Origin of the sequence: Paenibacillus sp. alder61 (assembly GCF_020179875.1) — a bacterium.
Lineage (GTDB): Bacteria > Bacillota > Bacilli > Paenibacillales > Paenibacillaceae > Fontibacillus > Fontibacillus faecis.
In genome coordinates this window covers 151,046-176,845 of sequence record NZ_JAIUDG010000001.1, presented here as the reverse complement: position 1 = coordinate 176,845, position 25,800 = coordinate 151,046, and the positions used below count along the sequence as shown (strand labels likewise).

Genomic DNA, 25,800 nt, shown 5'->3' with positions numbered 1-25,800 from the left:
TGTGCAAATGAAACAATAAACCCTGAAAATAACTTTACAAAATAGATGAATTTTAAGCGTGATAATGTGAAAATACATCTATATTAATGGAAAATGTTGTGATATCATGTGATTTATTACTGGTGGTTTCTCTTGTTGTGGTGCATTTGAACCTTTTTCACCGTGCAAATGTATAGTTGACTTAGTGAAAATATGTATTCGGAGTTGATTCTACATGTACCATCTATTAGTTGAAATATAACGTTACGACCGGCCTATACGAGCTCCGCCTTCTTCAAAGTTCACATCGACGACTTTAAAGAAGAGGAGAGGAATGGGTTGAACAAACGAAAATTGCCTTTATGGCGTTTGCTGCTGGAACGGGGCTTTTTTGAGGAGCGGAAGGAAGCGGCCAGTTGGGTCATGTCAAATAAGGTGTTGATTAACGGCACTCCTGCGGTCTATGAAGGAGAGCAAGTTAGAGAAGATGTTGAGATAGCCATTAAAGGGTATGAACAGAAATATGTCGGAAAAGGCGGCCTTAAGCTTGAAGGCGCATTGGAGTATTTTCAAATCAATGTTTCCGGCAAAATCGCGTTGGATACGGGAGCCTCAACGGGTGGATTTACCGATTGTTTATTGCAGCACGGCGTGGCGAAAGTGTATGCGATCGACGCTGGGTATGGTCAATTGGCGGGGAAGTTAAGGCTTGACCCCCGAGTCGTTAACATGGAGAAGACAAATATTGGTTCCGTTGCGAAGCTGCATTTAAAGCCCGAGCCAGAATTCGCCACACTGGATCTTTCTTATTTGTCTTTGAAACAGGCGATTCCGCTTGTTGTTCGACTGCTGCAGCCGTCCGGGGAAATACTATGTTTGGTAAAACCTTTGTTTGAGGTTGCGGACCCGCAAATCCGCAGATCGGGAAGAATAGACGATCCGGGTATATATCAACAAATTCTCATGGATCTCGTTAGTTTTACAGAAAATATCGGGCTCCGCGTTTTGGGTATTACGCACAGTCCGGTTACGGGGAATAAAGGGACAAAAGAGTTTTTTCTGTGGCTCGGTCAGAGCGGGGCTTCTGTAAGAAGAGATATCCGAAACGATATCGATACTGCCGTCAGCGAGGCCGCCAAACTAAAGGCTTATAGTAAATAAGAGCATTTGCGTATGGAACGGTAATATCACAGATCATTCAACTAAAAGTACGCTAAGTCTCTACATATTGGAGACTTAGCGTATTTTCTTAGAGAAAAATGGGAGGCAAAATGCTTAAATCCAAAGATTATACGACATTGGATTTTCTAATTGTACCTTTAAGAATAATCCCGTTGCAAACGATCTATTCCATTCTAATAACCATTCTAAATTCACTGATACCCGCCTATCAAACCCTGGTTGTAGCTAATTTCATCAATACGGCGACGGATATTTTTAAGGGGAAGGTTGCTTATTCATCTATTTATATGCCTATCTTTTTAATAATGAGCTATGTCATATTTACAAATCTAATTCCTTCTGTCACACAAATTATAGATACTTCGGCTCAAAACAAGCTAAATGCAATTTTAAAAAAAGAGATCGCCCTAAAGCAAGCTCGTTTGGAATATAAGCATATTGAAAACCATGATACACAGGAATTAATAAACAGGGTGTGCTCAGATCCGATAAAGAATTTTATGGCGGGATTAAATAACTGGTTTAGGGGAGCAACGCTTTTAATTAGCTCATTTTCACTGCTTATCATTGTTATGTCATCTACTTTTATTAGCGGCATCGTCATCATTATTATAAGTGTGCCTTTGTTTTATATTGCGATGAGAACGGGCAAAAAAAATTATGAAATGGGCATGGAAGCCAAAAAGATTCAAAGGAAATATAATTATTTATCAAGCATTTTAATTAATCGCGACTTTGCCGAGGAACGCAAGTTATTTGCCTACAGTACGCCTCTTCGTGACAAGTTCGATCAGCTTTACGACGAGTCAAGTAAGATCGAAAATAAAATCGAAATTAAAAGCTATATACATATGAAAAGCGGCTCTATGGTCACATTGTTCATCGTAATTGTTATTGTGGCCTTGCTTTTGCCTTCGCTTCATCGCGGGGAAATTTCTCTAGGCATCTTTATAGCTCTCGTCAACGCCATTTATGGTTTGGTTCAGAATATGTCGTGGCAGTTGTCCAGCACTATGTATGATTATGCACGGTTAAAAGAATATTTAAAAGAATTTTCAAGCTTTACTAGGCTTAGCGAAAAAAAAGATGCTTGTGTGTTACCGGCCGATATGGACTCTTTTGCGTTTGAATCCTTGGAATTCAGAAACGTCAGCTTTAAATACCCGGGGACGGAACACTACATATTAAAACACTGCTCATTTATATTGAGTCACCATAAAAATTATTGTTTTGTGGGAGTAAATGGGGCGGGAAAGACGACCATCACTAAATTGCTAACAGGGATGTATGACGAATTTGAAGGGGAAATTTTGATAAACGGGAAAAGCATACGGGACTTTTCCTTCGCAGAGATCAAAGGATTGATCTCCGTTGTGTACCAGGACTATGCCAAATATCCATTGACCTTAAAGGACAATATTTTCCTTGGAAATCTTACGAAGACGGATGAGAAGAGACTAGAAACCATCGTTTCGGAAATGGGACTGAAAGATGTTGTAAACGGTTTGGAATTCGGGATCGACACCTACCTTGGCAAGATAAAAGAAAACAGCAAGGATTTATCGGGTGGGCAGTGGCAGCGACTGGCTATATCCAGGCTGCTGTATTCAAACTCTAAAATAAATATTTTGGATGAACCCACAGCCTCGCTTGATCCGTTAGCCGAAAGCCAGGTTTACGAACTGTTTAGTCATGTGAATAAAGACAGATTTACAATATTTATAACCCACAGATTGGGCGCCGCCAAAATGGCGGATGAAATATTGGTTGTCGACGAGGGGCACATTGCGGAGCGAGGTTCTCATGAACAATTGATGTCTTTGAAAAACGGTAAATACAGTAAGATGTTTGCGAGCCAGAAATCTTGGTATGAACCGAAAACGAAGTCGGTGTTTTTGGAAGGTGAAGGTTAAAAGTATGGGAAAAATGAAGAGTAAAGGCTTTTTAATCAACAGCCTTAAGGGCATAAAAATCATGTTTGAAGCGAATCCTTCCATGTTTTTGTTGCATGTTTTCTTTACAACCGTTCACGGTGCGTCATGGGCTCTGCAAGTAGTATTCATGCAAAAGTTTTTTGACGCGGCTCAAAATTTCGTTGCGGAGAAAATCGATTTGGGCACCGTTATTTTGTATTTAATGGGTATGGGATTGCCGTATGCACTATGTCAACTAATGAACGGGGTGGATAATTGCCATGCACTCATTCTCAATAAAAGCGTTGGAAAACGAACGAACGGACTCATTCATCAAAGTATAGATAGATTAAATGTGGTTGAATTTGAGGACACTCATCGTCTGGACTTTATCAATAAAGCTATAACAGGAAGCCAAAACTTGGTTTGGGTATGTTTAACTCTTTTGGACTTGGTATTTTTCTATACGATTTATTTTAGTTTTATGGGGTGGTATCTGTTCACTCTAAAACCTATTCTAGGTCTAAGTATTGTGATCGTCTTCATCCCCTGTGTTCTTTCTAAGTTTGCGCAAATCCTCTCGTTTAAAAAATTGGAGGAACAATCGGCTCCGATCCGAAGAGAGTATGAGAAATATGAAAGATGCATGACAGACAAGGAGTTCTTTAAAGAGACGAGACTGCTTGGGGCAACGGATTTCTTTACCAATTTGTACACCTCTTCTCTCAAAAAGTTAAATCGGCTTGTTTTTATAGCTCAGCTTAAAAAAAATCTGCTAAATCTGATTTTGGATATTGTAACTGTCATAGGTTACGGCATGATCATCTATATGCTTTTTATATTTGTCATGAATCAAGAAATTTCCGTTGGGGCGTTTGCGGCCGTACTGGCCTCGATTTACAGACTTTATAGTTTTATGAGCGAACTAGTTTCCGAAAGGATCGGTTGGGCATCCGAAAATGTGGGAACTGTTGAAAACTTCTTGGACTTCGTCAATGAGAGGAATGAACCTGAAAAAAGGATGCCAAGGCCTCAAAAAGTTGATATTAAATTGAGTAATGTAAGTTTCAGCTATCCAATCACTGACAAGGAGGCCTTGGATAATATCAGTTTAACGATACCCAGCGGCCAGACTTTGGCGATCGTCGGTGAAAACGGCAGCGGCAAGACAACATTATGCAGAGTAATTATGGGGTTATATGAGGCGTCTAAAGGAGAAGTTACTTATGGAGACATGCCTGTTGAAAATTTGAGTTATGATCATACGTCCGCTGTGTTTCAAAAATATTGCAAATATAATATGACCGTGCGGGAAAATTTGATCATAAGTCAGATGGACAAGCCTACAGACGAAGCGATGCTCATGGATATTTGCGATAAATCGGGGGTGATTATGAAAGACGAAAGCTATAGGGGCGGTTTAAACACGATGCTCGGGCGCAATTTTGACGGGACAGAGATATCCGGCGGTCAATGGCAACGGATCGCTATTGCACGCGGATTATTCAGGGATAGTGATTTGATGATTTTGGATGAACCCACGTCAGCTATTGACCCTTTGGAGGAAACACGGCTTTATAACGATTTTGCGAAAATCTGCCAAGACAAAACCGCAATCATCGTGACTCACAGGTTGGGTTCGGTTCGGATCGCCGATAGAATTATCGTATTAAAGGACGGCAGGATTGTACAGGACGGCAAGCACAGTGAACTTATTAGTAGGGATGGCGAATATAAAAAAATGTTTGAATCCCAGAGAAAGTGGTATATGGTTGAGTAATTGCAGGCGCTTGGCGTGTTGAGCGGCAAAGTAAACGGGCGTTTCAAACCGAAAGGCTACGATGATTCCATTCATCGTAGCCTTTTCTTTGTGCCTACCGCATAATAGAATGATTGGCTGTTACGCGCCCAGGAACATTTTCATATCGTCCTCGACGTTCGTAATCCCGCCGATGCCGAATTTCTCAACCAGGATGTTGGCCACGTTCGGCGAAAGGAACGCGGGGAGCGTCGGACCCAGGTGGATGTTTTTGACGCCGAGGTAGAGCAGGGCGAGCAGGACGATCACCGCTTTTTGCTCGTACCAGGCGATATTGTACGAAATCGGCAGCTCGTTGATATCCTCAAGGCCCAAAATCTCCTTCAGTTTCAGAGCGATGACGGCCAGGGAATAGGAGTCGTTGCATTGTCCGGCGTCCAGAACGCGGGGAATCCCGCCGATTTCACCCAAATCGAGCTTGTTGTATTTATACTTCGCGCACCCGGCGGTCAAAATGACCGTATCTCCGGGAAGTTCCCGGGCGAATTCCGTGTAGTAATTGCGCGACTTCATCCGTCCGTCGCAGCCGGCCATGACGAAAAAGCGCCGGATTGCGCCGGTCTTCACGGCATTCACGACCTGATCGCCGATCCCGGTCACGGTATGATGGGCAAAGCCGCCGACGATTTCGCCGTTCTCCAGCTCGGTTGGCGGGCTGCACCGCTTGGCGTGGGCGATGATTTCCGAGAAATCCTTCGGCTGCCCTTCCGGGCCTTCCGGAATATGCCGTACGCCGGGATATCCGGTGTTGCCGGTCGTATAGATCCGGTCGATGTAGCTGGATTTTGGCGGGACGATACAGTTGGTGGTCATCAGAATCGGCCCGTTGAACGCGGCGAATTCCGTCGTTTGCTGCCACCAGGCGTTCCCGTAATTGCCGACGAAATGCTCGTATTTCTTGAAGGCCGGATAGTAATGGGCCGGCAGCATTTCACTGTGCGTGTACACATCGACCCCGGTACCTTCGGTTTGCCGCAGCAATTCCTCCAAGTCTTTCAAGTCATGCCCGCTGATGAGGATGCCCGGCCGGTTGCGAACGCCGATATTCACCCGGGTTACTTCCGGATGCCCATAGGTTCCGGTATTGGCCCGATCGAGCAAGGACATGGCTTCCACGCCGAATTTGCCCGTCTCCATGACCAAAGCGACGAGATCGTCCGCGCTTAAGGAATCGTCCAGAGTGGCGGCGAGGGCCTGGCGCATAAACAAATCGATGTTCGCATCGGCATGGTTCAGGTGAAGTGCATGATACGTATAAGCGGCCATACCTTTAAGGCCGTATGTCAGCAGTTCGCGCAAAGAGCGGATGTCCGGATCGGTTGTGGCGAGGACGCCGACTTGCTTAGCCTTGGCGTCAAACGAGGCTTCGTCGTCAGCCAGCCAAACCGCGGCATCGGGAAGCACAGCGCCGTCGCCGGAGTGCCGTTCGTCCCAGTGGCTTCGGACGTCGGCCCGCAGCGCGAGCGCTTCCCGGATTTTGGCGATGAACACGTCGCGGTCAAAATTGGCGTTCGTAATCGTAGCAAATAACGAGTCCATGATAAAGACGGACACCTGCCGCTCCAACGCATCGGGGAGATGTGGCCCGATCGAAAGAAACGATATGCCTTTCAATACATAGATCAGCAAATCCTGCAGGTTGGCGACATCATGCGGTTTCCCGCAGACGCCTTTAATCGTGCAGCCGGTTCCTCCGGCCGACTCCTGACACTGAAAACAAAACATGGATGGCTGCTGGGTGCCAACAGGGGATGCGGATGTGGTCATCTTAAAACAACCTCCTATGGAAAAATATAGTGGAAGCATATACCTGACATCCAGAAGCATAACGCCAGCGGCAAGACGGCCAGGTGATTTCAATCACTTTTTTTACGAGGGCGTAGCGGGGAGAGAACAATTTTCTCCAAGATGACAAAATATTTTTTTCGCTAATATAACATTTTGATGTAGTGGTCCATCTAATCTTACAGAGGGCCCTCAAAAGGAGATGAAATTCGTGCAGCAAGATATGGAACTGGAAGTCAAGCGAGCGCAGCGGGGAGATCGTGAGGCGTTTATCCGGCTGTTCCGGAGGCTGGAACCCGAACTGTACAGCTTGGCGAAGTCCATTGTGGGACGTGATGAAGACTGTGCGGATGCGTTTCAGGAAACGACGCTCAAGGCGTATAAATCAATGTCGACATTGCGAAAGCCAAAATATTTTAAAACCTGGGTTATCCGCATTTTAATCAACGAGTGTAACCAGTTGTTGCGGATGCGCAAAAGAACCGTCGTTATGGCGGAGTTGCCGGAGATTGCTGAAACGGATCGCTCGGCGCCTTATTACGAAGACAGCCGCAGGCTCGATCTTCGGGAAGCTGTGGAAAATCTGGATGAATCTCTGCGGATCGTTATCCATTTATTTTATTATCAGGATTTGCCGATCAAACAGATCGCCAGTGTGCTGGATATTTCCGACGGAGCCGTAAGGGCGCGCCTGCACAGAGCCCGGGGCATATTGGCCGATGAAGTAAAGCAAATTCGGAAGGGGGAGCTGGCTTATGAAAGTATGTGATGTTGAAAAAGAACTGCGGGAAATCGGCAAAGAACCGCTGCCCGAGGTTCCCGAAATCGTCCGCCGCCGGCAGGATGAAGTCTATGCCTCCTTGGCCGACCTTCCGATGCAGGACAGAAGCGGCCGAACCCCGGGGTTCCGCAAGACCCGCAGGATTGCCTTGGTTGCGGCCTCAGCCGCCGCGATCATTCTGGTCGGCGGCCTGGGCGGCGCCATGGTCTCGCCGGCGATGGCGGAATCGATGAAGAATATTCCGCTGATCGGCAGTATTTTCAAGCTGGCCGGCGATCTGGGGCTGCGGACGGCAGACGAAAGAGGACTTGCGGCTAAACTCGATGCCAGCGTGACCCATGAGGGAGTCACGCTCCGCATTCCGCAATTGGTCTATGACGGAACCCGGTTATCTTTGGCCGTAACGCGCGAAGGCGGAGGGTTCGCCGCCGGGATTCGTGACGCCAAATTTACCGGGAACGGGAAGCCGGAGATTTATCCCGAGGGTGCGATTAATTCGGTTGACGTATATATCGATGGGGAATCGATTTATGACTTTGGGGGCGGAAGAAAACTCCACTGGGGGGGGGAGAAGACTCCCGACCGGAATTCAGCCATCTACGAACTGACCGCTTTTCCGACATTGGACGAAATCCCCATTTTACCGGACGAGTTTCAGTTGAATATCGAATTCCGGCTGGAGGGCATTTCCGAGCCCTTTGCTTTTGAACTTCCCATTCGTAAAAATGCGGATACGCTGGCGCTATCTCCCCTGGATACAAGGGAGTGGAAAGGAAACAAGGTTACGATTGAACAAATCCAGTTCACCCCGATCACAACCAAAGTAAGGCTGAGCGTCCTATCCAGTGATAAAGCGGCCAGGCTTTTAAGACATCATCTGATCTTTGAGGTTTGGGACGATCAAGGCAGGGAACTCGATCATGTGAGCGGCGTGGGGGTATTCAAGGGCGAAAACGAAATGATCAGCGAATTTTTGTTCGACCGATTTACCGATGTGCCGGCATCGGTAACAATTAAAGCGTTCCTGCCTGAGATGGAGATCCCGGGGGCGGTTTCGGGAAGATTCAAACTCGATTCTGACGGCGAAATTATCAAAAATTATATAAAAGAACTGGAAATCACTATCCCGGTGGATCGGACCGGATTGGAAAAATTATATGATCTTCAAAATTAAAAAATCTGGAGGGCTTAAAAAATGAAAAAAGGATATAAAGTGATGACGACAGCCGCGTTGGCGGGAATGATTCTTGGCGGAGCGGGATGGGTGACGGCAGCAACGGACGCCCAAGCGGCGGCCGGAAAGGCTTCCGTAGCTTACAGCGCCGCGGAGCAGAAGGCGGGAAAAACGGCTGAGGTAACGCAGAACGGGATTACGCTTGGGGTAAGCGAGGCGCTGTATGACGGGAATTACCTCAAAATTTCGGTGAAGCGCAGCGGTCAGGGACTAATCGGCGGTATCACCGACTCCAAATTTGATGAAAAGAGCCAGGAATATATCCGTGAGAAGGGGGCAATCAAAGCTATTCAGATCTTTATTGACGGCAAAGACATCTATACGATCGGTGGAGAATCTCTCGGCAAAAGACCGAGCCTGGGTTGGCGGCCAGGACCTACGCCAGACGCTGCTATCGTTGAATTAAGCGATCCTTCCTGGCTCGGCGGTCAACAATATGCCTTCCCGGACAAGTTCAAATTGACCGCCAAGATCACCCTGGAAGGCGTGGAGAAACCGTACACTTTTGAGCTGGCGATGCAAAAAAGCACGGGATCCCCGATAGTCCTGAAGCCGAATTTAACGAAAACATCGGGCAAGCTGACTTATAACCTTAGCAAATTGAATCTGACTTCGACCTCTACCCGTGTTCTGTTGATTCAGAAAGGCTATGAAAAGGGCAAGCCTTCCGACATCATGTTTGAATTTGTGGATGATCAAGGGCGTAAGCTGGAAACTCTTTCGGGAATGGGCACCGATGAGAACAACAAAGACGGCGATATGTACGAAGATTATGTGCTGAGTGCTCTGGAGAAAGACGCGAAGTCGATTACGATAAAGGCCTACAAACCTGAATTTATGGAACCGGGCGCAACAAGCGGACTCTTTAAACTGGACGAAAACGGCGAGATCGTGAAACAAGAGGTAAAAGAACTGGAAATGACGGTAAAGGTGAAGTAGTTGAGTTGAAATTACGTGAATCGGAGGATTTTAAGTTGAAGAAGGTTTATAAGGTGATGAACACCGCCGCACTAGCCGGGATGCTTCTTGGTGGAGCGGGATGGGTGACGGCAGCAACGGACATCCATGCTTCGGCGGCCGGAAAGGCTTCCGCAGCTTACAGCGCCGCGGCGCAGAAGGCGGGAAAAGCGGCGGAACTTACGCAGAACGGCATTACACTCGGTGTGAGCGAGGCGTTCTATGACGGAAATTACATTAAAATTTCCCTGAAGCGCAGCGGCAAAAATTTGGTCGGCGGCATCACCGACTCCAAATTTGACGAAAAGACCCAGGATACGCTTTGGGAGAAGGGCGCAATCAAAGATACCCAGATCCTTATTGATGGCAAAGATTTTTTTAAACTGGGTGGAGACAGAATGAGCAAAAGACCGGCCATGTTTGGTGGTAAAGGAGAGACACCGGATCAGGCTGTCCTTCAAGTGTCCGACCCCTCCTGGCTTGGCGGACAACAGTATACCTTCCCGAACAAGTTCAAACTGACGGCGAAGATCACCCTGGAAGGTGTGGATAAGCCTTATACTTTTGACCTCTCGATGCAAAAAAGCGCGGCTAAACCGATTGTCTTGAAGCCGAATGTAAGTAAAAAATTGGGCGGTCGTACCGTCGTCCTGAACCAAATAAACGCAACCTCCACTTCAACCCGAATTCAGTTGATCGAGAAAGGCTTTGAAAAGGGCAAGCCTTCCGAATTCATGTATAAATTTGTGGATGATCAAGGCAACCGGTTGGATGAACTTTCGCGCTTTGGTACCGACGAGAACAACAAAGCCGGCGATATGTACTACAATTGTCTGCTCGGCCCGTTGGGAAAAAACGTGAAGTCAATTACATTAAAGGCTTACAAACCCGAATATATGGAACCCGGAGCGACAACCGGAGCGTTTAAACTGGACGAAAACGGCGAGATCGTGAAACAAGAGGTAAAAGAACTGGAAATGACGGTAAAGGTGAAGTAGTTGAATTGAAATTACGTGAATCGGAGGATTTTAAGATGAAGAAGGTTTATAAGGTGATGACCACCGCCGCACTAGCCGGGATGCTTCTTGGTGGAGCGGGATGGGTGACGGCAGCAACGGACGTCCATGCTTCGGCGGCCGGAAAGGCTTCCGCAGCTTACAGCGCCGCGGCGCAGAAGGCGGGAAAAGCGGCGGAGCTTACGCAGAACGGCATTACACTCGGTGTGAGCGAGGCGTTCTATGACGGAAATTATATTAAAATTTCCCTGAAACGCAGCGGCAAAAATTTGGTCGGCGGTATCACCGACTCCAAATTTGACGAAAAGACCCAGGATACGCTTTGGGAGAAGGGCGCAATCAAAGATATCCGGATCTTCATTGACGGAAAAGACATTTATGAACTGGGGGGCGGCACGATGAGCAAAAGACCGACCTTTAGGAAGATTAAGGGAAATACGCCGGATCAGGCTGTCCTTCAAATGTCCGACCCCTCCTGGCTTGGCGGACAACAGTATACCTTCCCGAACAAGTTCAAACTGACGGCGAAGATCACCCTGGAAGGTGTGGATAAGCCTTATACTTTTGACCTCTCGATGCAAAAAAGCACGGCTAAACCGATTGTCTTGAAGCCGAATGTAAGTAAAAAATTGGGCAGTCGTACCGTTGTTCTGAGCCAATTAAACGCAACCTCCACCTCAACCCGAATTCAGTTGATCGAGAAAGGCTTTGAAAAGGGCAAGCCTTCCGATTTCATGTATGAATTTGTGGATGATCAAGGCAACCGGTTGGATGATCTTTCGAGCTTTGGTACCGACGAGAACAACAAAGCCGGCGATATGTACTACAATTGCCTGCTCGGCCCGTTGGGAAAAAACGTGAAGTCGATTACGATGAAGGCCTTCAAACCCGAATACGCGGAGCCGGGCGCAACAAGCGGAGCGTTTAAACTGGACGAAAACGGCGAGATCGTGAAACAAGAGATAAAAGAACTGGAAATGACGGTAAAGGTGAGATAACCTCATCACTCATTCCCGAATTCCATTTAAGGGGCTGATATGTATTACTTGACATTCTTCATACGCTATGATATTTCTGTTATAAATTGAAGGCAATGTAACCCAAGGGTTCATCCTCGTATTTCATGCGAGGGTGGGCCCTTTCTATTTTGTCAATGAAAGGGAGGTTGCTTGGTGCACATGAAAAGACGGGAACTGCTGCTGAACCGGCTGGAGGAAATCGGAAACTCGCTGGAAGGGAAGGACGGCGCCTTGCTGCTGCTGGGCTTGGGGTCGGTCGGGTCGGAGTTGGGAAGGTTGGACGAATATTCGGACCTGGATTTTTTTGTGATCGTGGAGCCTGGCCGTAAAGCCCGATTTTTGAACAACCTGGATTGGCTGGAGGACGTTTATCCTTTGGCTTATTCGTTCATGAACACGGTGGACGGCCACAAGATCATGTTCCGGGACGGCATTTATGGGGAGTACGCGGTATTTGAGGCGAGGGAGCTGGATAACATTCCGTATCGGGGCGGAAGAATCGTCTGGAAACATCCGCGAAAGGAGGAAGTTGAAGTTCCCCTTGCGAATGACAGGCTGATCCCCGATTCAAGACAGGAGGAGCTTGCTTACGCGATCAATGAAGCTTTAACCAATCTGTATGTCGGCCTCTGCCGGTTTGCCAGGGGCGAAAAATTGTCCGCGCTCCGGTTTGTGCAGGGAAGCGCGATCGGTTCGATCTTATCCGTATTACATCTGATTGAAAAAGAAAACGATCATTTCCCGGATCCTTTCGGGAACGAACGCAGACTTGAACAAAGGTTTCCGCGTTTTGCCACCCTTTTAGGCGGGATGCTGCTCGGTTATGAGCACGTCCCGGAATCGGCGCTGGCGATATTGAACTTTTTGGAGAGTGTTTACCCCGTAAACGAAAGGCTTAGCGAGGAGATACGGAAATTGGCGACGCCTGAGGAATGCAGGGATAATAAAATTAAAAATAATATGTATTGACTCTTTTTAAGAAGACATGATATTATAAATTTCGTTGCTGCGCTTCCTGCACAACGAAAAAACGCGGTCGTGGCGGAATTGGCAGACGCGCACGGTTCAGGTCCGTGTGGGCTAACCCCCGTGGAGGTTCGAGTCCTCTCGACCGCATCATACACCGCCTTGTAAACTCCAGAGATGATCTGGAGTTTTTTTAATAGCTTTGACCGGGAAGGACGGAGTCGGATGATGAAGGATATGAGCGTTGAAGCATTGGGTATGGAGAAGCTTGGGGAGTTTTTGGACTATTGCAGAAAGCACCGGAAGGACGTGGATGATTCGTTTTTATATGAAGAGGATTTGCGGGACTTTGCCATTCATGAAGACCATCCTACTTATATTGCGCTGAATTCGGCAGGGGACCTCGTTGGAGCGGCCTCGCTCATCAAGGATGCTTATCACCGCAAGGGGCGCCGGGGAAGGTTCCGGATATTTCATACCGAAGCGGAGGACCTAACGCTATACGAGCAACTATTGAAGTCGATTGTGCGGCACGGGGAAGGGCTCGACCAGCTGTTTATTTTTGTGCCGACCCTGCAAGTGAGAGCGATGGAGCTGTTGGAGAGATTGGATTTCAAGCTGGAGCGGTATGCCTTTATTTTGGCTCATCACGATTTGGAAAAGCCTACTTTCCGGGTGCCTGACGGATATCGGCTGGAAGCTTTTCGAGCCGGGCGGGATGAGGAGGCATGGGCGGAGGTCCGCAATGCGGCTTTCGCCAAGCTAAAAGGGAATGAAATGCCGGTCACTCCGGAAATGGTGGCGCAAATGGCTGCGGAAGACGATAACCTGAAGGGCGGAATGCTGATGCTGTACCATGGGGAACGTGCCGTAGGCATCGTTCGCGGGGCGGATGACGAGTTTGAGGGGGCGCCGACCATGAACATCGGGCCGCTTGGACTTCTTCCCGAATACCAAGGAAAAGGGCTCGGAAGAGTGCTGCTGAGAGCCGCCATGGCGTTTGCGGTTGAGCGCGGTTATTCTCAAGCGATGCTATGCGTGAATGCCGAGAACGAACGGGCCAAAAATCTGTATTTGCAGGAAGGGTTCCGGCAGGTCGAAGCGGCGGCCAACTTTCGGTACGATATCGTCAAATCATTAATGGCCGATTAATTTGCTTGTTGACTCTCTTGCGGATGCATGATATTATAAATTTCGTTGCTGCGAATTCAGCACAACGAAAACGCGGTCGTGGCGGAATTGGCAGACGCGCACGGTTCAGGTCCGTGTGGGCTAACCCCCCGTGGAGGTTCGAGTCCTCTCGACCGCATCCGATAAGAATGAAAGAGCCCCTGAATTGTCCTTGCGGATAATTCAGGGGCTTTTTGCATATTGGGAATCTGTAAGTGCTGCTCATCACTTGAACTGAAGAAATCTGCGGACATCCATTAGCATGGATCTCGCTCATTTTTTGTTACCTTTGACGGGTAAGCCCGTAGAGGCTTAAGGTTGTCCCAATTGGTAAGAATCGTGCCGACAATAATCGTGACACCTCCCGCCACGGATACCCAATTGACGCTTTCACCATAGAACAGCGCGCCGATGGTAAGCGCGATCAGCGGAGAAACGTATAGCCAGGTGGACGGAAATACGGGATTCGTCTTGGCCACCAGCCAGTAAAACAAGCTATGTCCAATCATCGAACCGAACACAATCAAATAAAGCAGCGACCCCAGCGCTGCCGGGCGTAGCATATTGCCGATTTCCACCTGCTCAGTCAAAGCGGACAGGAGCAGCAGCAGCGCCCCGCCGTAGATCATCTGAGCCGAATTAAGCGCAATTGGCGACACTTCCGAAAGAAGCTCAGTGACCCACTTCGAGTAAAGCGTACCCGCAGAATAGAACACTTCGCCGAGCAACACGACCAGGCAGCCGATGACCCACCACTTCCCGGTAGATACTGTTATACTAGGCAGCACCAGCAAAGCGACCCCGGCCAATCCGACCAAGACCCCGATCACGGACAGCGGGCCCCCTTTCTGCTTCAACAGCACCGCCTGCAGAACGAGGATGATCAGCGGCCCCGTCGCTGATAGAACGGCGGCGATACCTGAAGAAATGTACTGCTCGCCCCAATACAAGCAAGCGAAGGTACCGAAGGTCAGACCGATCCCCGAAAGCAGCATCTCCTTACGGAGAAATAGAGTGAAGCTGGCTTTTTTTCGCAGAACCATCAACAGATACAACACCAGACCGGCAACGAGAAACCGGGTCCCTGCCGAGAAGAACGGCGGCGCAGCGGCATCCATCCCCACCTTGATAGCCAGAAAAGTAGTCCCGAACACGAGACACACGACGATATAATTGAAAATGATCACGCTGTTTTCTCCCCTTTCGCTGTTAAAACCTATCATACACGGCCGGGAATAGAACAGACGACGTATATTAGAACAGATTGCTGTATCTATAGAAGTTGGGATAAAATGTGCTGTAGAGCAAGGAAAAATGCGGTGCACGCGGTGCAGTCGTATGAAGAAGGAGGAAAAATAGATGAGCAAAGCACTGCGTCCGCGAGATAGCACCGGGCTGTTGTTTCGGCGGGTCTACGATTACATCATTGACCGGATTGAACGGGAAGAATGGAAAGCTCATGACAAGTTGCCTTCAGTAAGGTTACTTGCCAAGGAATTTCATATCCATCGGCTGACTGTTCTGCGGGCTTATCAGATGCTGAAGCAGAACGGGATTGTATACGCTCGCGAGAAATCCGGCTATTATGTCAGCGGCAATCCATTTGGCGGCGATACGGGGTCCAACGACCGGACCAACACGCGGTTAAGTGTGCCCGCATATTTGAGAAATCATTTGGGAGATATTCACCGGGTTTCGTCCGCTTACAACTTTTCCCAGGCACTGATTGATCCGACGCTGCTGCCCAATTTGTTCTTGTCGGAATACGTGAAGCAGGTGTTCGACAGTTATCCTAAGTTGCTAGGCACGTATTCGTCCGTTCAAGGGGATGAGGAATTGCGCGAATTGTTAAGCCGGTACTTTCTACGGAAACATCGCTTTCTGGCCACCTCCGACGAGATCATGATCACGACGGGTGCCCAACAGGCGATTGATTTGCTCTCCCGCGTTTATCTGCGCCCGATGGACTGGATCTTGGTGGAGCGTCCGACTTACAGCGCAGCCCTCGATATTTTTCGCCAGCAGGGAGCACGCTTTTTGCCTGTGGACATCCACCCAGACGGCTACGATCTGGAGCAGGTGGAAACACTGATGATTCGCCATAAGCCGCGGTTATTCTATATGAACCCTACCTTTCACAATCCGACCGGGTACACAGTTCCGACGGTGCAGCGCAAGCAATTGGTCGAACTGGCCGAACAGAACGGCTGCCTCATCGTCGAGGACGATGCCTTCCACGACATTTATTTTGACGCGCCCCCGCCCCCGCCCCTGTTCTCCTTCGACACGGAGGGCTGGGTCGTGTATCTGCGCAGCTTCAGCAAATACGTGGCCCCCGGCCTGCGCATCTGCGCCGCGGTTGCCCGGCCCTCGGTGATGGAGCCGCTCGTTACCGCCAAATCGTTGGCCGACAATGGGACGCCGCTGGTCAATCAGAAATTGTTCCTGCACTGTTTCGAATCCGCGCGGCTGCAACAGCACTTGGAGAAACTACGCACCGCGCTGTTAATCCGCCGCGACACGATGGAGCGGGCGCTGGCCGAAACCGGCTGGAGCTGGGGCAGCCCGCAAGGCGGCCTCAACCTGTGGCTGCGGCTGCCCGCTGAGCTGTCGGTGGACGCTTTGCTGGCGGAATGCTTCCGTCATTCGGTCAGCTTCGTGCCGGGAATCATCTGCGATCCCCTGCGCAAGTTGGAATCCCGAATCAGGCTCAGCTATTCTTTCGCAAACGAGGAGCAAATCCGTATCGGGATCGGGAAACTCGCGGCACTGGCCAGGTCTGTCCGCGAGTTCGAGCGATAACGGCAGCCGATGCGGACCTGTTTACAGCTGAAAGCGAGATAATCCTCAAAATAAGTTTGCTCTGAGCCGATAGGGCCCGGGGCAAATCTTTTTTTGTTCAAAATGGTAATATATTAAATTAATATAGTAGATTGAATTATATGTAAATATAAGGTAATCTATAACTGGAATATTTAAACAATCTAGAATCAAGCTGCCGGGGGATGACAGAAACGATATTCGGTAAAGGTGGGATGCGCAAAAACGATAATTGGCTTATTTTTTGTACCCGAAAATGATCGAGACTCCAGGAGATAGCCCAATAACTATAAGGGAGGTTGTTTAATGGGGAAGCGAAAAAATCGGTTTAAAAAACTAGCCGTGCTGGCGATTGCGTTTATGATCGCCGGAACCTCGTATTCCGGCTTCGCGTCGCCAGTGCGGGCGGCGGCCGGCGAACTTACGGCCAGTGAACCTTACGTGTGGAAGCAGGTGAAGACCGGAGGGGGCGGCGGCTTTATACCGGGCATCGTATTCAACGCCAGCGAACCCAACCTCATCTATGCTCGTACGGACATCGGGGGCGCCTACCGCTGGGATCAGAACACCGGCGCTTGGAAGCAACTGCTTGCCTGGGTAGGTATGGACGATTGGAGCAAAAGCGGCGTCGACGCGCTCGCTACGGATCCGGTTGATCCGGATCGGCTGTATCTCGCAGTCGGCACGTATACGAACAGTTGGGATCCGCATAACGGGCGCATTCTGCGCTCCGCCGACCGCGGTGAGACCTGGGAGGAGACGGAGCTGCCGTTCAAGGTCGGCGGCAATATGCCGGGCCGGTCGATGGGCGAACGGCTGGCGGTTGATCCGAACCGGAACAGCATCCTTTACTTCGGCGCCCGCAGCGGTAACGGTTTGTGGAGAAGCAGCGACTATGGAGCGACCTGGAGCAAAGTAAACGCCTTTCCGAATCCCGGCACATATGTAGAGAATCCAGACAATGAATACCAAAGCGATATCGTCGGGATCGCCTGGATTACTTTTGATCCATCCGCCGGTTCGCCCGGCCAGCCCACACGTACGATTTATGTCGGCGTTGCGGACAAAAATGAAAGCGTTTACCGATCGACGGATGAAGGGGTGACCTGGGAAGCGGTGCCGGGGCAGCCGACCGGGTATTTGCCGCATCACGGCGTACTTGCTTCCGATGGCTATCTGTATATTTCATACAGCAACGGCGCCGGGCCGTACGACGGAACAAAGGGCGAGGTGTGGAAGCTGAATACCTCCACCGGGGTATGGACGAATATCAGCCCCGTTCCGAGCGGCAGTGAAGACAATTATTACGGATACGGCGGGCTGGCCGTCGATGCCAGGAAGCCCGGAACCGTTATGGTGGCTACGTTGAACTCCTGGTGGCCCGACGCGATTATTTTCCGCAGCACCGACGGCGGAGTGACCTGGAGCCGTATCTGGGATTGGAACGGTTATCCGGGCCGTGCTTTGCGTTACAACCACGACATTTCCGCCGCGCCTTGGCTCGATTTCGAGAATCAGCCGTCACCGCCGGAAATCAGCCCGAAGCTCGGCTGGATGATTGGCGATTTGGAAATCGATCCGTTTAATTCCGACCGTATGATGTACGGAACGGGGGCGACCATTTACGGGACAACCAATTTAACGGACTGGGATCAAGGCGGTAAAATCGATTTAGAAGTGATGGCCGAGGGAATTGAAGAGACGTCGGTGACGGCCCTGATCAGCCCGCCATCGGGCGCTCATCTGCTCAGTGGAATGTTGGACGTGACCGGCTTCCGCCATGACGATCTGGATCAAGCGCCGGCAAAAATGTTCACAAATCCCGGCGGGACGGCGGATATGGATTACGCCGAGCTCGATCCCGGCTTCATCGTCCGCGTCGCTTCGGTCAATCGCGCGGATGCCCCGAACGCCAAGGCGATCGGCTATTCCCGCGACGGCGGCGCGAACTGGTATGCCGGTAATAGCGAGCCGCCGGGGACTTCCGGCGGGGGCGAGATCGCCTTGTCCGCCCGCGGCGACAATCTCGTCTGGAGCACCTCCGATAGGGGTGTGTACTACTCCAACAACAGCGGTAACTCCTGGTCCGCCAGCCGCGGCGTTCCCGCCGGAGCGCTGGTCGCTTCGGACCGGGCTGATTCCGGCCTGTTTTACGCGCTCTCCGGCGGCAACTTTTACGTCAGCCGCGACGGTGGCGCCAGCTTTACGCAGACCAACGCGGTAGGACTGCCCGACTCCGGTGATCTTGACCTGAAGGCGATGCCCGGACGTGCAGGAGAAGTCTGGATCGCCGGGGGGCGCGCTGACGGTGGGTCAAACGGTCTGTGGCATTCCAGCGACGGCGGCGCCTCCTTCACGAAGCTGGCGAATGTAGAGGAGGCGAGCACTATCGGATTTGGCAAGGCCGCTCCGGGACGGGACATCATGGCGCTTTATACGAGCGGCAAAATCGGGGGCGTGCGGGGCTTTTTCCGGTCCGATGACGGCGGGGCCAACTGGGTACGGATCAACGACGAACGGCACCAGTATGCTTCCGCCAATACGGCCATTTCCGGCGATCCGCGCATCTTTGGCCGGGTATATATAGGTACCAACGGATATGGGGTCGTATACGGCGATACGGCCCGGCCGCCGGGAGAACCGGAGGAACCGGAACAGCCGGGACAAAACTCCGCGATTTCGCCAACTTCGGCCGTTTTTGACCGAAAACCGGACAATCAGGCGGACATATCCGTCGCTTTGACGCTGAACGGCAATACGTTGTCGGGTATCTACAACGGCTCCGTCCCGCTTAGGGAAGGGATGGATTACCTCGTATCCGGGTCTGAGGTGACGATACTCCGCGAATTTTTGGCCGCTCAGCCTAAGGGAGTTACGCGTCTCGGTTTCCGCTTCAGCTCGGGAGCCGATGCGCAGATGAACGTCACGATCACGGACACGGCGACAACGACGGGCAGCCTGCGGATCGAGGCTTTTAACGGCACGCTGCAGCCTGCGGCTAACACCTTGAATCCCCGAGTCAAATTGAGCAATACCGGAACGGAAGCTCTACCGCTTAAGGATGTCACATTGCGGTATTACTTTACGGTTGACGGGGAGCAACCGCAGAATTTCTTCTGCGACTGGAGCCAGGTCGGCAGCGCCAACGTGACCGGCCGCTTCGTACGCTTGCCTGCGGCGTTGGCCGGTGCCGATCATTACGCGGAGATCGGATTTACGGAAACGGCCGGAACGCTGTCACCGGGACAGAGCGTCGATTTGCAGATCCGCATTTCCAAAGCGGATTGGAGCAATTACAGCCAGAGCGACGACTATTCCTTTGACGCTGTGGCCACGGCTTACGCCGAAACGCTGAAAATCACCGGATACGTAGGCGGAGAACTGCAATGGGGCATCGAGCCTTAAGAGAGGTGCGTGTCACTGGAATGGAATGGGTATGGGGGACCTCCATACCCATTTCTTTCTTTCACTCTCATGTGAAGGAAAAATAGGTTTGATCTACCTCCCGGATAATCCCCCGAGGATTTTTTGCTTGATTACGTTGCTCTGTTATGTGCAAGTTTTAAAATAGGGGATTAGAAGAACCATCCTTTGTTGCACGCCAGAGAGTGTATTTTTGTCTTTTGAGAACAAATCAGAGAACTGTTCGACAAGATTAAACAGGAATCGATCCCTCAAACAAGGAATAGGATAGAATGTCAGTCTATACGCAGGACAATCCCAAATGAAGGAGGCAGAGATGGAGATGAACCAAACCGTTGTTTTGGACCATTTGACTTATCTTTTGAAAGAAAAATTATCGGACACCCTTATAGGAATTTATTTGCACGGATCTATGGCCATGGAATGCTTTAATCCTGCTCAAAGCGATATAGATGTATTGGTAATTACAAGAGAAAAACAACCCATCGGTATCTACAAAGAAATTGCAAGAAATTTAATCAGGATCGAAGATGAGATGAATTTAAAAAAGGGATTTGAATTAAGCGTAGTCTTGGAAACATACGCTGCTAACTTTGTCTATCCAACCCCTTTCGAATTTCATTATTCCTCATTTCATAGAGAGAAGTACAGAACGGATGAGGGTTATTTTTGCGGGGGATGGGAAGATCCGGATTTGGCTGCTCACTTCGTCATCACTTATCACCGTGGAATTGTCCTGTTTGGTCAACAAATAAAAGACGTAATAAAGCCTATAGATAAGAGCTATTATATCCAATCCATTAAATCTGATATTGAGGATGCGCTGGAGGGGATTATTCACAACCCTGTTTATTACGTTTTAAATCTATCTAGAGTTCTATACTATGTAAGAGATTCGGTCATTTCTTCAAAAAAAGAGGCAGGAGAATGGGCGCTGGACTTCGTACCGTCCGAGTATAAAAATGTAATCGCTCAATGCCTTGCAACTTACAATAACAATGAAGTGGAAAAATTAAGATTTGATGAGAGAACGTTATTGAATTACGCAACGTATATGTTGAATGAAATAGAAGAATTGACAATATAACCATAGTGCATTATACTCCAGACCCTTTAGGTGAAGGAGCAGTGGTTGGATGGAGGAGATTCTCATGAAGTTGTTTATTCATACGGATCCAATCAGGTTTGAAGTGGGATACGAATGGGGTTATGGTCCGTGCAGTGAAATCGTTGATATGATTTTTTCCTTTTGGGGGAAGAACCAGGAATTGTTGTTCGCTTACCGTGAGTTGGACAGAGACAAAGATGAGCACAAAGATGAGATCTCAGAAGACCTTATTGAGGCCTTCCATGCAGATATTTTATATGACGAAGATGGAAAAATGGAAAAAAAGATCTATGAAATTTTAGTGAGCAGTTCTTACGTAACTGACCCTAAGATAACTATGGAGCAATTGCTCACGAAGTTTAGAACGGCAGACTTAAAAAATGTGGATTCTTCTACAAAACAACAAATCAAAGAGGCTCTCTATAAATCGTACACCATATATGAGTTGATGGATGAACCATCTGAGACACAATCTTTTATTAATGAAAGGATCAAGAGCGAGAACTCCCTTTGGCTTTCCCATTACAATAAACCAGATCATTTAAAACGTATTCTTTGGTATAAATTGTCTTCAAGGGAGGAGGTAGTAAAAGCCATTGAAATAAACTTTTGGTTCAGTTGTATGCTAGTGGACCAGGGAGCACCACTCGAAGAGTACAATTATTTTCTTACATATACGGAAGAACACGGTGACATTGGTGAGCACGATGGCATGGTGCTCTATATTAAAACAAAGAAACTAATTGAATTCATGGATTTAGTTGTACCTAAGTTAGAAAGTACGTTTGGAAAAATCGATATTATTATTTAGTTATGATGGAGTCAGACAAGCTGTCGTTTCCTGATATACATAATAAATTCTATCTGGAGGACATTATAGACATAGGATACGAAGTACACATAAGAAGAAACGATGAATAAGAAGAATGCAGGGCGATGTGAGTAAGTGTTTGGAGAGCTAGAAATAGTGAGATTGCTTATAGAACATGGTGCGGATAAAGCAATTAGAAATAAGGAAGGATCAACAGCGATTGAAATAGCTAAAGCTAAAGACTATAACGACATCGTAGATTTTCTTCGATAAACAGAGCGATTCTGAATCATTTAAGAAAACAGTTGCTTCGGGGCAAATTATAATGAGTGTTAATCGTTCCCGTGGAGGTTCGAGTCCTCTCGGGCCGCCTTATTTTGCAAAGATGGTTCGTAGCTGCCTAGGCGGTTACGAGCTTTTTTATGCGGCATGTGGGTTTAAACTACAGCAAACTATTTAAATTTGTAAATATACAAAATGCAGTAATAGGTGTAAAATGACATTACTTGAGACGATCGGACGGGCATATGGCCTATTTTCAATATGTTTTGTGAATAAAAGCGCAAAGTGGCGGAAGACGTCTTAAGTAAAGTAGGCACATTGCCATACTAATTCTACATAGAACACATAGGGGAGAGAGACAACTATGAAGTTTGGAGCAACAAGAAAAATGATGATGCTGTTGGCGCTGGTGCTTGTTGTCAGCATAGTGGGCATGGCGTGCGGCAGCAAGACGGAAAATGCCAACACAGGCGGCGCGGGCAACGCACCGGCGGTGAAGGAGGCAGCGGGCAACACACCGGCGGAACTGCCGGAGCTGTCGCTGGGCCTTTTGCCTTCGATTGACGCCATTCCGTTCATTATTGCCCATGAGCAGGGCTTCGATCAGAAGCGCGGGGTGAACCTGAACATTCAGACGTTCAAAAGCGCCAAAGACCGCGATGTAGCTTTTCAAGCAGGAAAAGTTGACGGGCTGAGCGCCGATCTGGTCGCCATTTCGATTTACAATGAAGCAGGACTGAACGTAAAAATCACCAGCACGACCTTCGGGGAATTCGATCTGCTGACCGGCAATAACGAGATTCAGGACGTGAAGGATCTGAAGGGGAAAACCGTGATCCTGTCCAAAAACACCTCCACACAGTACACTGTTGCCATGATGCTGAAGCAGGCCGGTCTGACGGAGAAGGATGTCCATGTAACGGAAGTGCCGCAAATTCCCACCCGGCTGGAGCTGCTGAAAAATAACAAAGCGGACGCGGCGGTTTTACCGGAGCCGTTCGTCACGATGGGAAAAGCGTCAGGCCTGCGCGTGCTTAGCTCCACGAAGCAGGCCCAGGTGAACCCGTTCGTGCTGGCCTTCCCGCAAAGCGCGATTGATGCCAAGCCGGAAGCGATCCGCGCCATGTACGCGGCCTATGACGATGCGGTGGCGTACATGCAATCCCATGACCAGAAGGATTACATCGATCTGGTGATCAAGGAGGTCGGCTACCCGGAAACCTTGAAGGACCAAATTGAGGTGCCGGCTTATATCCCGGCCAACCAGGTCGATGTCAAAGAGGTCGAGGCGGCGTTTGCCTGGGCCCGCGAACAGGGACTGCTGACCAAAAACATCACCCCCGAAGAAGTGATTTCCGATGTCCAGTTCAAAAAATAGCGGACTGCGCGTAAAGGAACTTGAGGTTGCATACAAGAGCGGGGAACTGGCGCTCGGGAGAGTGGATTTCACCCTGCCGGAGCATGGAATTTACACCATTCTTGGGCCATCCGGGAGCGGAAAATCCACGCTGCTTCGCGCCGTGTCCGGCCTCCTTCCGGAATACCGGGGTGAGCTAATGTTCAATGGACAGCCCCTGCGCGGACAGGACGTTCTGATTGGGCTGGTGCCGCAAAATTACGGTCTCTTGCCCTGGAAGACGGTGAAGGCTAACATCAGGGTGGCGATGAAGATCGCTAATCCTAAGGAGCAGGACAGGCGGGCCCGGGAGGAGCAAATTGACCGCTGGCTGACTGCGATGGGCATTCCGGAGCTGGGGGAGCGTTATCCGCTGTCCCTGAGCGGGGGGCAGCAGCAGCGGGTCGCGATTGCGCGGGCGTTTGCGATTGCGCCGTCTATTCTTTTGCTGGACGAGCCATTCTCCGCGCTGGATGTTATGACGCGGGAAGCGCTGCAGCAGTTGTTTCTGGAGCATTGGCGGGCGAACCCGACCACAGCGCTGTTCGTGACGCATGATGTGGACGAAGCCATTCTGCTCGGACAGAAGGTCATCGTGCTCCCGTCAAACAAGAGCGAGGCGCCGGAGATGATTGACAATGAGGCGGTATTTGGGTTGGAGCATGCGGAGAAGCGGGCCAGTGACGCCTTTTTTGCCCAGATGAAGAGAATCAGAAAGGTAATGCAGGAGAAATGGTGAATAAACGGCGGCTCAACCATATGATTAGATTATTGCTGGTGTTCTTGGGGATGAACGCGCTCTGGTACGCGGCGTATTTGCTGGTGGATCATCCGATACTGCCTAGTCCGCTCGAGGTCTATCAGGCGATGGGACAACTCGGCGGAAGGGACATACTGCTGAATGTCGGGTACAGCCTGATGCGGATTTTTGCCGGAGTCCTGCTGGCGCTGGTCGTCGGCCTGATGATCGGGCTTCTGATGGGGCGTTCGGCACGCTGGAACAAGCTGTTGGACCCGGTAGTTTATTTGACTTATCCTGTGCCCAAGATCGCCTTGCTCCCGGTGGCGATGCTGTTCTTCGGGCTCGGCGAGACTTCAAAGATTCTTATGATTATGCTGATCCTGCTATTTCAGATAATCATTTCCGTACGGGACGGGGTAAAAGCCATTCCGGCGAGTACCTATGATGTCCTGACAAGCATTGGCGCAGGGGCTGGTCAGAAATTTTGGCATGTCACCTTGCCCGGGGCCTTGTCCGTCATCCTCAGCACCATCCGCATCTCGCTGGGCACGGCCATTTCGGTCCTGTTTTTTACGGAGATCTACGGCACCGAGCATGGTATGGGCTTCTTCATTATGGACGCCTGGCTCAGGCTGGATTATCCGCAAATGTACGCCGGGATTCTGCTGTTCAGTCTGGTCGGCTTCGTCCTGTTTCTGCTGGTGGACCTGCTGGACTACCGATTCATGAAGTGGCGGAAGTAGGGAGGGGCGAAATTTTGCCGTTTGGATATGAGATATTTAAGGATAAGACCGCTCCATCCAGCGGGGGGAGACCTGCGCTAACCTATCGTTACAATTATGATTTCAGCCTGGCGCTCGTGATTTACATGAAGGAGAAACAATTATAAATATACAGTCCCACCGTCGGAGTCCACATCATTAACGGGAAAATCTCCCGTTAATGTGCTACTCTAGGGCTCTTGGACCGGATTTAGCTGGAAAAGTTCCATCTATTTCGCGGCCCCATGGCCGAAATACACAAATTCAGACGAATTAGCAGGAGGTTTTCCAGCTAATTCGCCTCTGCAGCCGCATACGTACCAAATTAACGGGAAGAAGTCCTTTTAATTTGAACCAAACCATGAGTTGGAGGCCAAGCGTGTGAAAGGAACCCTTTTACACCCCCGTGGCTCCTGCAAACGTTGCCTGCTGCTGCAATATCATAGCTCAAGTAGCGCTGATGTATAAACCCGGTTATCTTCCAAATCGTTGTCACCCCTTGGACAGCGTCAGGATGGCCGGTATTTTTGTACGTGATCCCCCATGCAAGCGCATAATTATAGGTCTAGTGCTTTATCCGTCTGGCGGCCTGGCGGGGAAAGGGTCCTTTCGATAAGCACTTTTATCGTCCTTCCT

The 25,800-nt window shown here is 49.6% G+C and carries 20 protein-coding genes, 2 tRNA genes and 1 pseudogene; 21 read left to right on the top strand and 2 right to left on the bottom strand.

What is annotated here, in order from left to right:
• Window positions 1-318: 318 nt before the first annotated feature.
• The 3 genes from LBW89_RS00695 (at window position 319) to LBW89_RS00685 (ending at window position 4,854) form a co-directional block, all read left to right on the top strand.
• The gene (locus LBW89_RS00695; RefSeq protein ID WP_225038212.1) at window positions 319-1,140 is read left to right on the top strand and encodes a TlyA family RNA methyltransferase; all 822 of its coding nucleotides are present in this window, start codon (window positions 319-321) and stop codon (window positions 1,138-1,140) included.
• A 110-nt stretch (window positions 1,141-1,250) separates the two neighbouring features.
• Complete coding sequence (locus LBW89_RS00690) at window positions 1,251-3,074, top strand: ABC transporter ATP-binding protein (protein WP_225038211.1); 1,824 nt, start codon at window positions 1,251-1,253, stop codon at window positions 3,072-3,074.
• Between the two features lie 4 nt (window positions 3,075-3,078).
• The gene (locus LBW89_RS00685; protein ID WP_225038210.1) at window positions 3,079-4,854 is read left to right on the top strand and encodes an ABC transporter ATP-binding protein; all 1,776 of its coding nucleotides are present in this window, start codon (window positions 3,079-3,081) and stop codon (window positions 4,852-4,854) included.
• 120 nt (window positions 4,855-4,974) lie between these two features.
• Here LBW89_RS00685 and hcp read toward each other — a convergent pair whose 3' ends face one another.
• Window positions 4,975-6,660, bottom strand: a complete 1,686-nt coding sequence (hcp, locus tag LBW89_RS00680) for a hydroxylamine reductase (RefSeq protein WP_225038209.1) — start codon at window positions 6,658-6,660, stop codon at window positions 4,975-4,977.
• A 229-nt stretch (window positions 6,661-6,889) separates the two neighbouring features.
• Between hcp and LBW89_RS00675 the strand changes: the two genes are divergently transcribed.
• From LBW89_RS00675 to LBW89_RS00635, 9 genes are all read left to right on the top strand, one after another.
• A complete protein-coding gene (locus LBW89_RS00675) occupies window positions 6,890-7,447 on the top strand; it encodes a sigma-70 family RNA polymerase sigma factor (RefSeq protein WP_225038208.1) in 558 nt (185 codons plus the stop codon).
• The gene (locus LBW89_RS00670) at window positions 7,434-8,633 is read left to right on the top strand and encodes a DUF4179 domain-containing protein (RefSeq protein ID WP_225038207.1); all 1,200 of its coding nucleotides are present in this window, start codon (window positions 7,434-7,436) and stop codon (window positions 8,631-8,633) included. The genes LBW89_RS00675 and LBW89_RS00670 overlap by 14 nt, the downstream gene beginning before the upstream one ends.
• Window positions 8,634-8,654: 21 nt before the next feature.
• A complete protein-coding gene (locus LBW89_RS00665; RefSeq protein ID WP_225038206.1) occupies window positions 8,655-9,632 on the top strand; it encodes a DUF5643 domain-containing protein in 978 nt (325 codons plus the stop codon).
• Between the two features lie 35 nt (window positions 9,633-9,667).
• Complete coding sequence (locus tag LBW89_RS00660; protein ID WP_225038205.1) at window positions 9,668-10,648, top strand: DUF5643 domain-containing protein; 981 nt, start codon at window positions 9,668-9,670, stop codon at window positions 10,646-10,648.
• A gap of 35 nt (window positions 10,649-10,683) precedes the next feature.
• Window positions 10,684-11,664 (top strand): DUF5643 domain-containing protein, encoded by a 981-nt coding sequence (locus LBW89_RS00655; RefSeq protein ID WP_148450294.1) that lies wholly within the window; start codon window positions 10,684-10,686, stop codon window positions 11,662-11,664.
• A 180-nt stretch (window positions 11,665-11,844) separates the two neighbouring features.
• Window positions 11,845-12,654, top strand: coding sequence for a hypothetical protein (locus tag LBW89_RS00650; RefSeq protein ID WP_225038303.1), 810 nt, complete (start codon window positions 11,845-11,847; stop codon window positions 12,652-12,654).
• Between the two features lie 63 nt (window positions 12,655-12,717).
• Window positions 12,718-12,801, top strand: a tRNA-Leu gene (locus LBW89_RS00645).
• Between the two features lie 75 nt (window positions 12,802-12,876).
• A complete protein-coding gene (locus tag LBW89_RS00640) occupies window positions 12,877-13,803 on the top strand; it encodes a GNAT family N-acetyltransferase (RefSeq protein WP_225038204.1) in 927 nt (308 codons plus the stop codon).
• 72 nt (window positions 13,804-13,875) lie between these two features.
• A tRNA-Leu gene (locus LBW89_RS00635) sits at window positions 13,876-13,960 on the top strand.
• Window positions 13,961-14,078: 118 nt separating this feature from the next.
• Here LBW89_RS00635 and LBW89_RS00630 read toward each other — a convergent pair.
• Window positions 14,079-15,008, bottom strand: coding sequence for a DMT family transporter (locus LBW89_RS00630; RefSeq protein WP_225038203.1), 930 nt, complete (start codon window positions 15,006-15,008; stop codon window positions 14,079-14,081).
• A gap of 172 nt (window positions 15,009-15,180) precedes the next feature.
• Between LBW89_RS00630 and LBW89_RS00625 the strand changes: the two genes are divergently transcribed.
• The 9 genes and pseudogenes from LBW89_RS00625 to LBW89_RS27405 form a co-directional block, all read left to right on the top strand.
• Window positions 15,181-16,623 carry a PLP-dependent aminotransferase family protein gene (locus tag LBW89_RS00625; RefSeq protein WP_225038202.1) on the top strand — a complete coding sequence of 481 codons (1,443 nt, stop codon included), beginning with the start codon at window positions 15,181-15,183 and terminating at the stop codon, window positions 16,621-16,623.
• 324 nt (window positions 16,624-16,947) lie between these two features.
• A complete protein-coding gene (locus tag LBW89_RS00620) occupies window positions 16,948-20,046 on the top strand; it encodes a X2-like carbohydrate binding domain-containing protein (protein ID WP_225038201.1) in 3,099 nt (1,032 codons plus the stop codon).
• A gap of 334 nt (window positions 20,047-20,380) precedes the next feature.
• A complete protein-coding gene (locus tag LBW89_RS00615) occupies window positions 20,381-21,151 on the top strand; it encodes an aminoglycoside adenylyltransferase domain-containing protein (protein WP_225038200.1) in 771 nt (256 codons plus the stop codon).
• A gap of 64 nt (window positions 21,152-21,215) precedes the next feature.
• Window positions 21,216-21,983 carry a hypothetical protein gene (locus tag LBW89_RS00610; protein WP_225038199.1) on the top strand — a complete coding sequence of 256 codons (768 nt, stop codon included), beginning with the start codon at window positions 21,216-21,218 and terminating at the stop codon, window positions 21,981-21,983.
• Between the two features lie 135 nt (window positions 21,984-22,118).
• Entirely contained in the window at window positions 22,119-22,256 is a 138-nt protein-coding gene (locus LBW89_RS27820; RefSeq protein ID WP_412066977.1) for a hypothetical protein, read from the top strand.
• 373 nt (window positions 22,257-22,629) lie between these two features.
• Window positions 22,630-23,643 carry an ABC transporter substrate-binding protein gene (locus LBW89_RS00605; RefSeq protein ID WP_225038198.1) on the top strand — a complete coding sequence of 338 codons (1,014 nt, stop codon included), beginning with the start codon at window positions 22,630-22,632 and terminating at the stop codon, window positions 23,641-23,643.
• Window positions 23,624-24,400 (top strand): ABC transporter ATP-binding protein, encoded by a 777-nt coding sequence (locus tag LBW89_RS00600; protein WP_225038197.1) that lies wholly within the window; start codon window positions 23,624-23,626, stop codon window positions 24,398-24,400. Before LBW89_RS00605 ends, LBW89_RS00600 begins: the two co-directional genes overlap by 20 nt.
• A 20-nt stretch (window positions 24,401-24,420) precedes the next feature.
• Entirely contained in the window at window positions 24,421-25,146 is a 726-nt protein-coding gene (locus tag LBW89_RS00595; protein WP_225038196.1) for an ABC transporter permease, read from the top strand.
• A 29-nt stretch (window positions 25,147-25,175) separates the two neighbouring features.
• Window positions 25,176-25,286, top strand: a pseudogene (locus LBW89_RS27405) (ROK family protein); the annotation flags it as partial.
• Window positions 25,287-25,800: the final 514 nt, after the last annotated feature.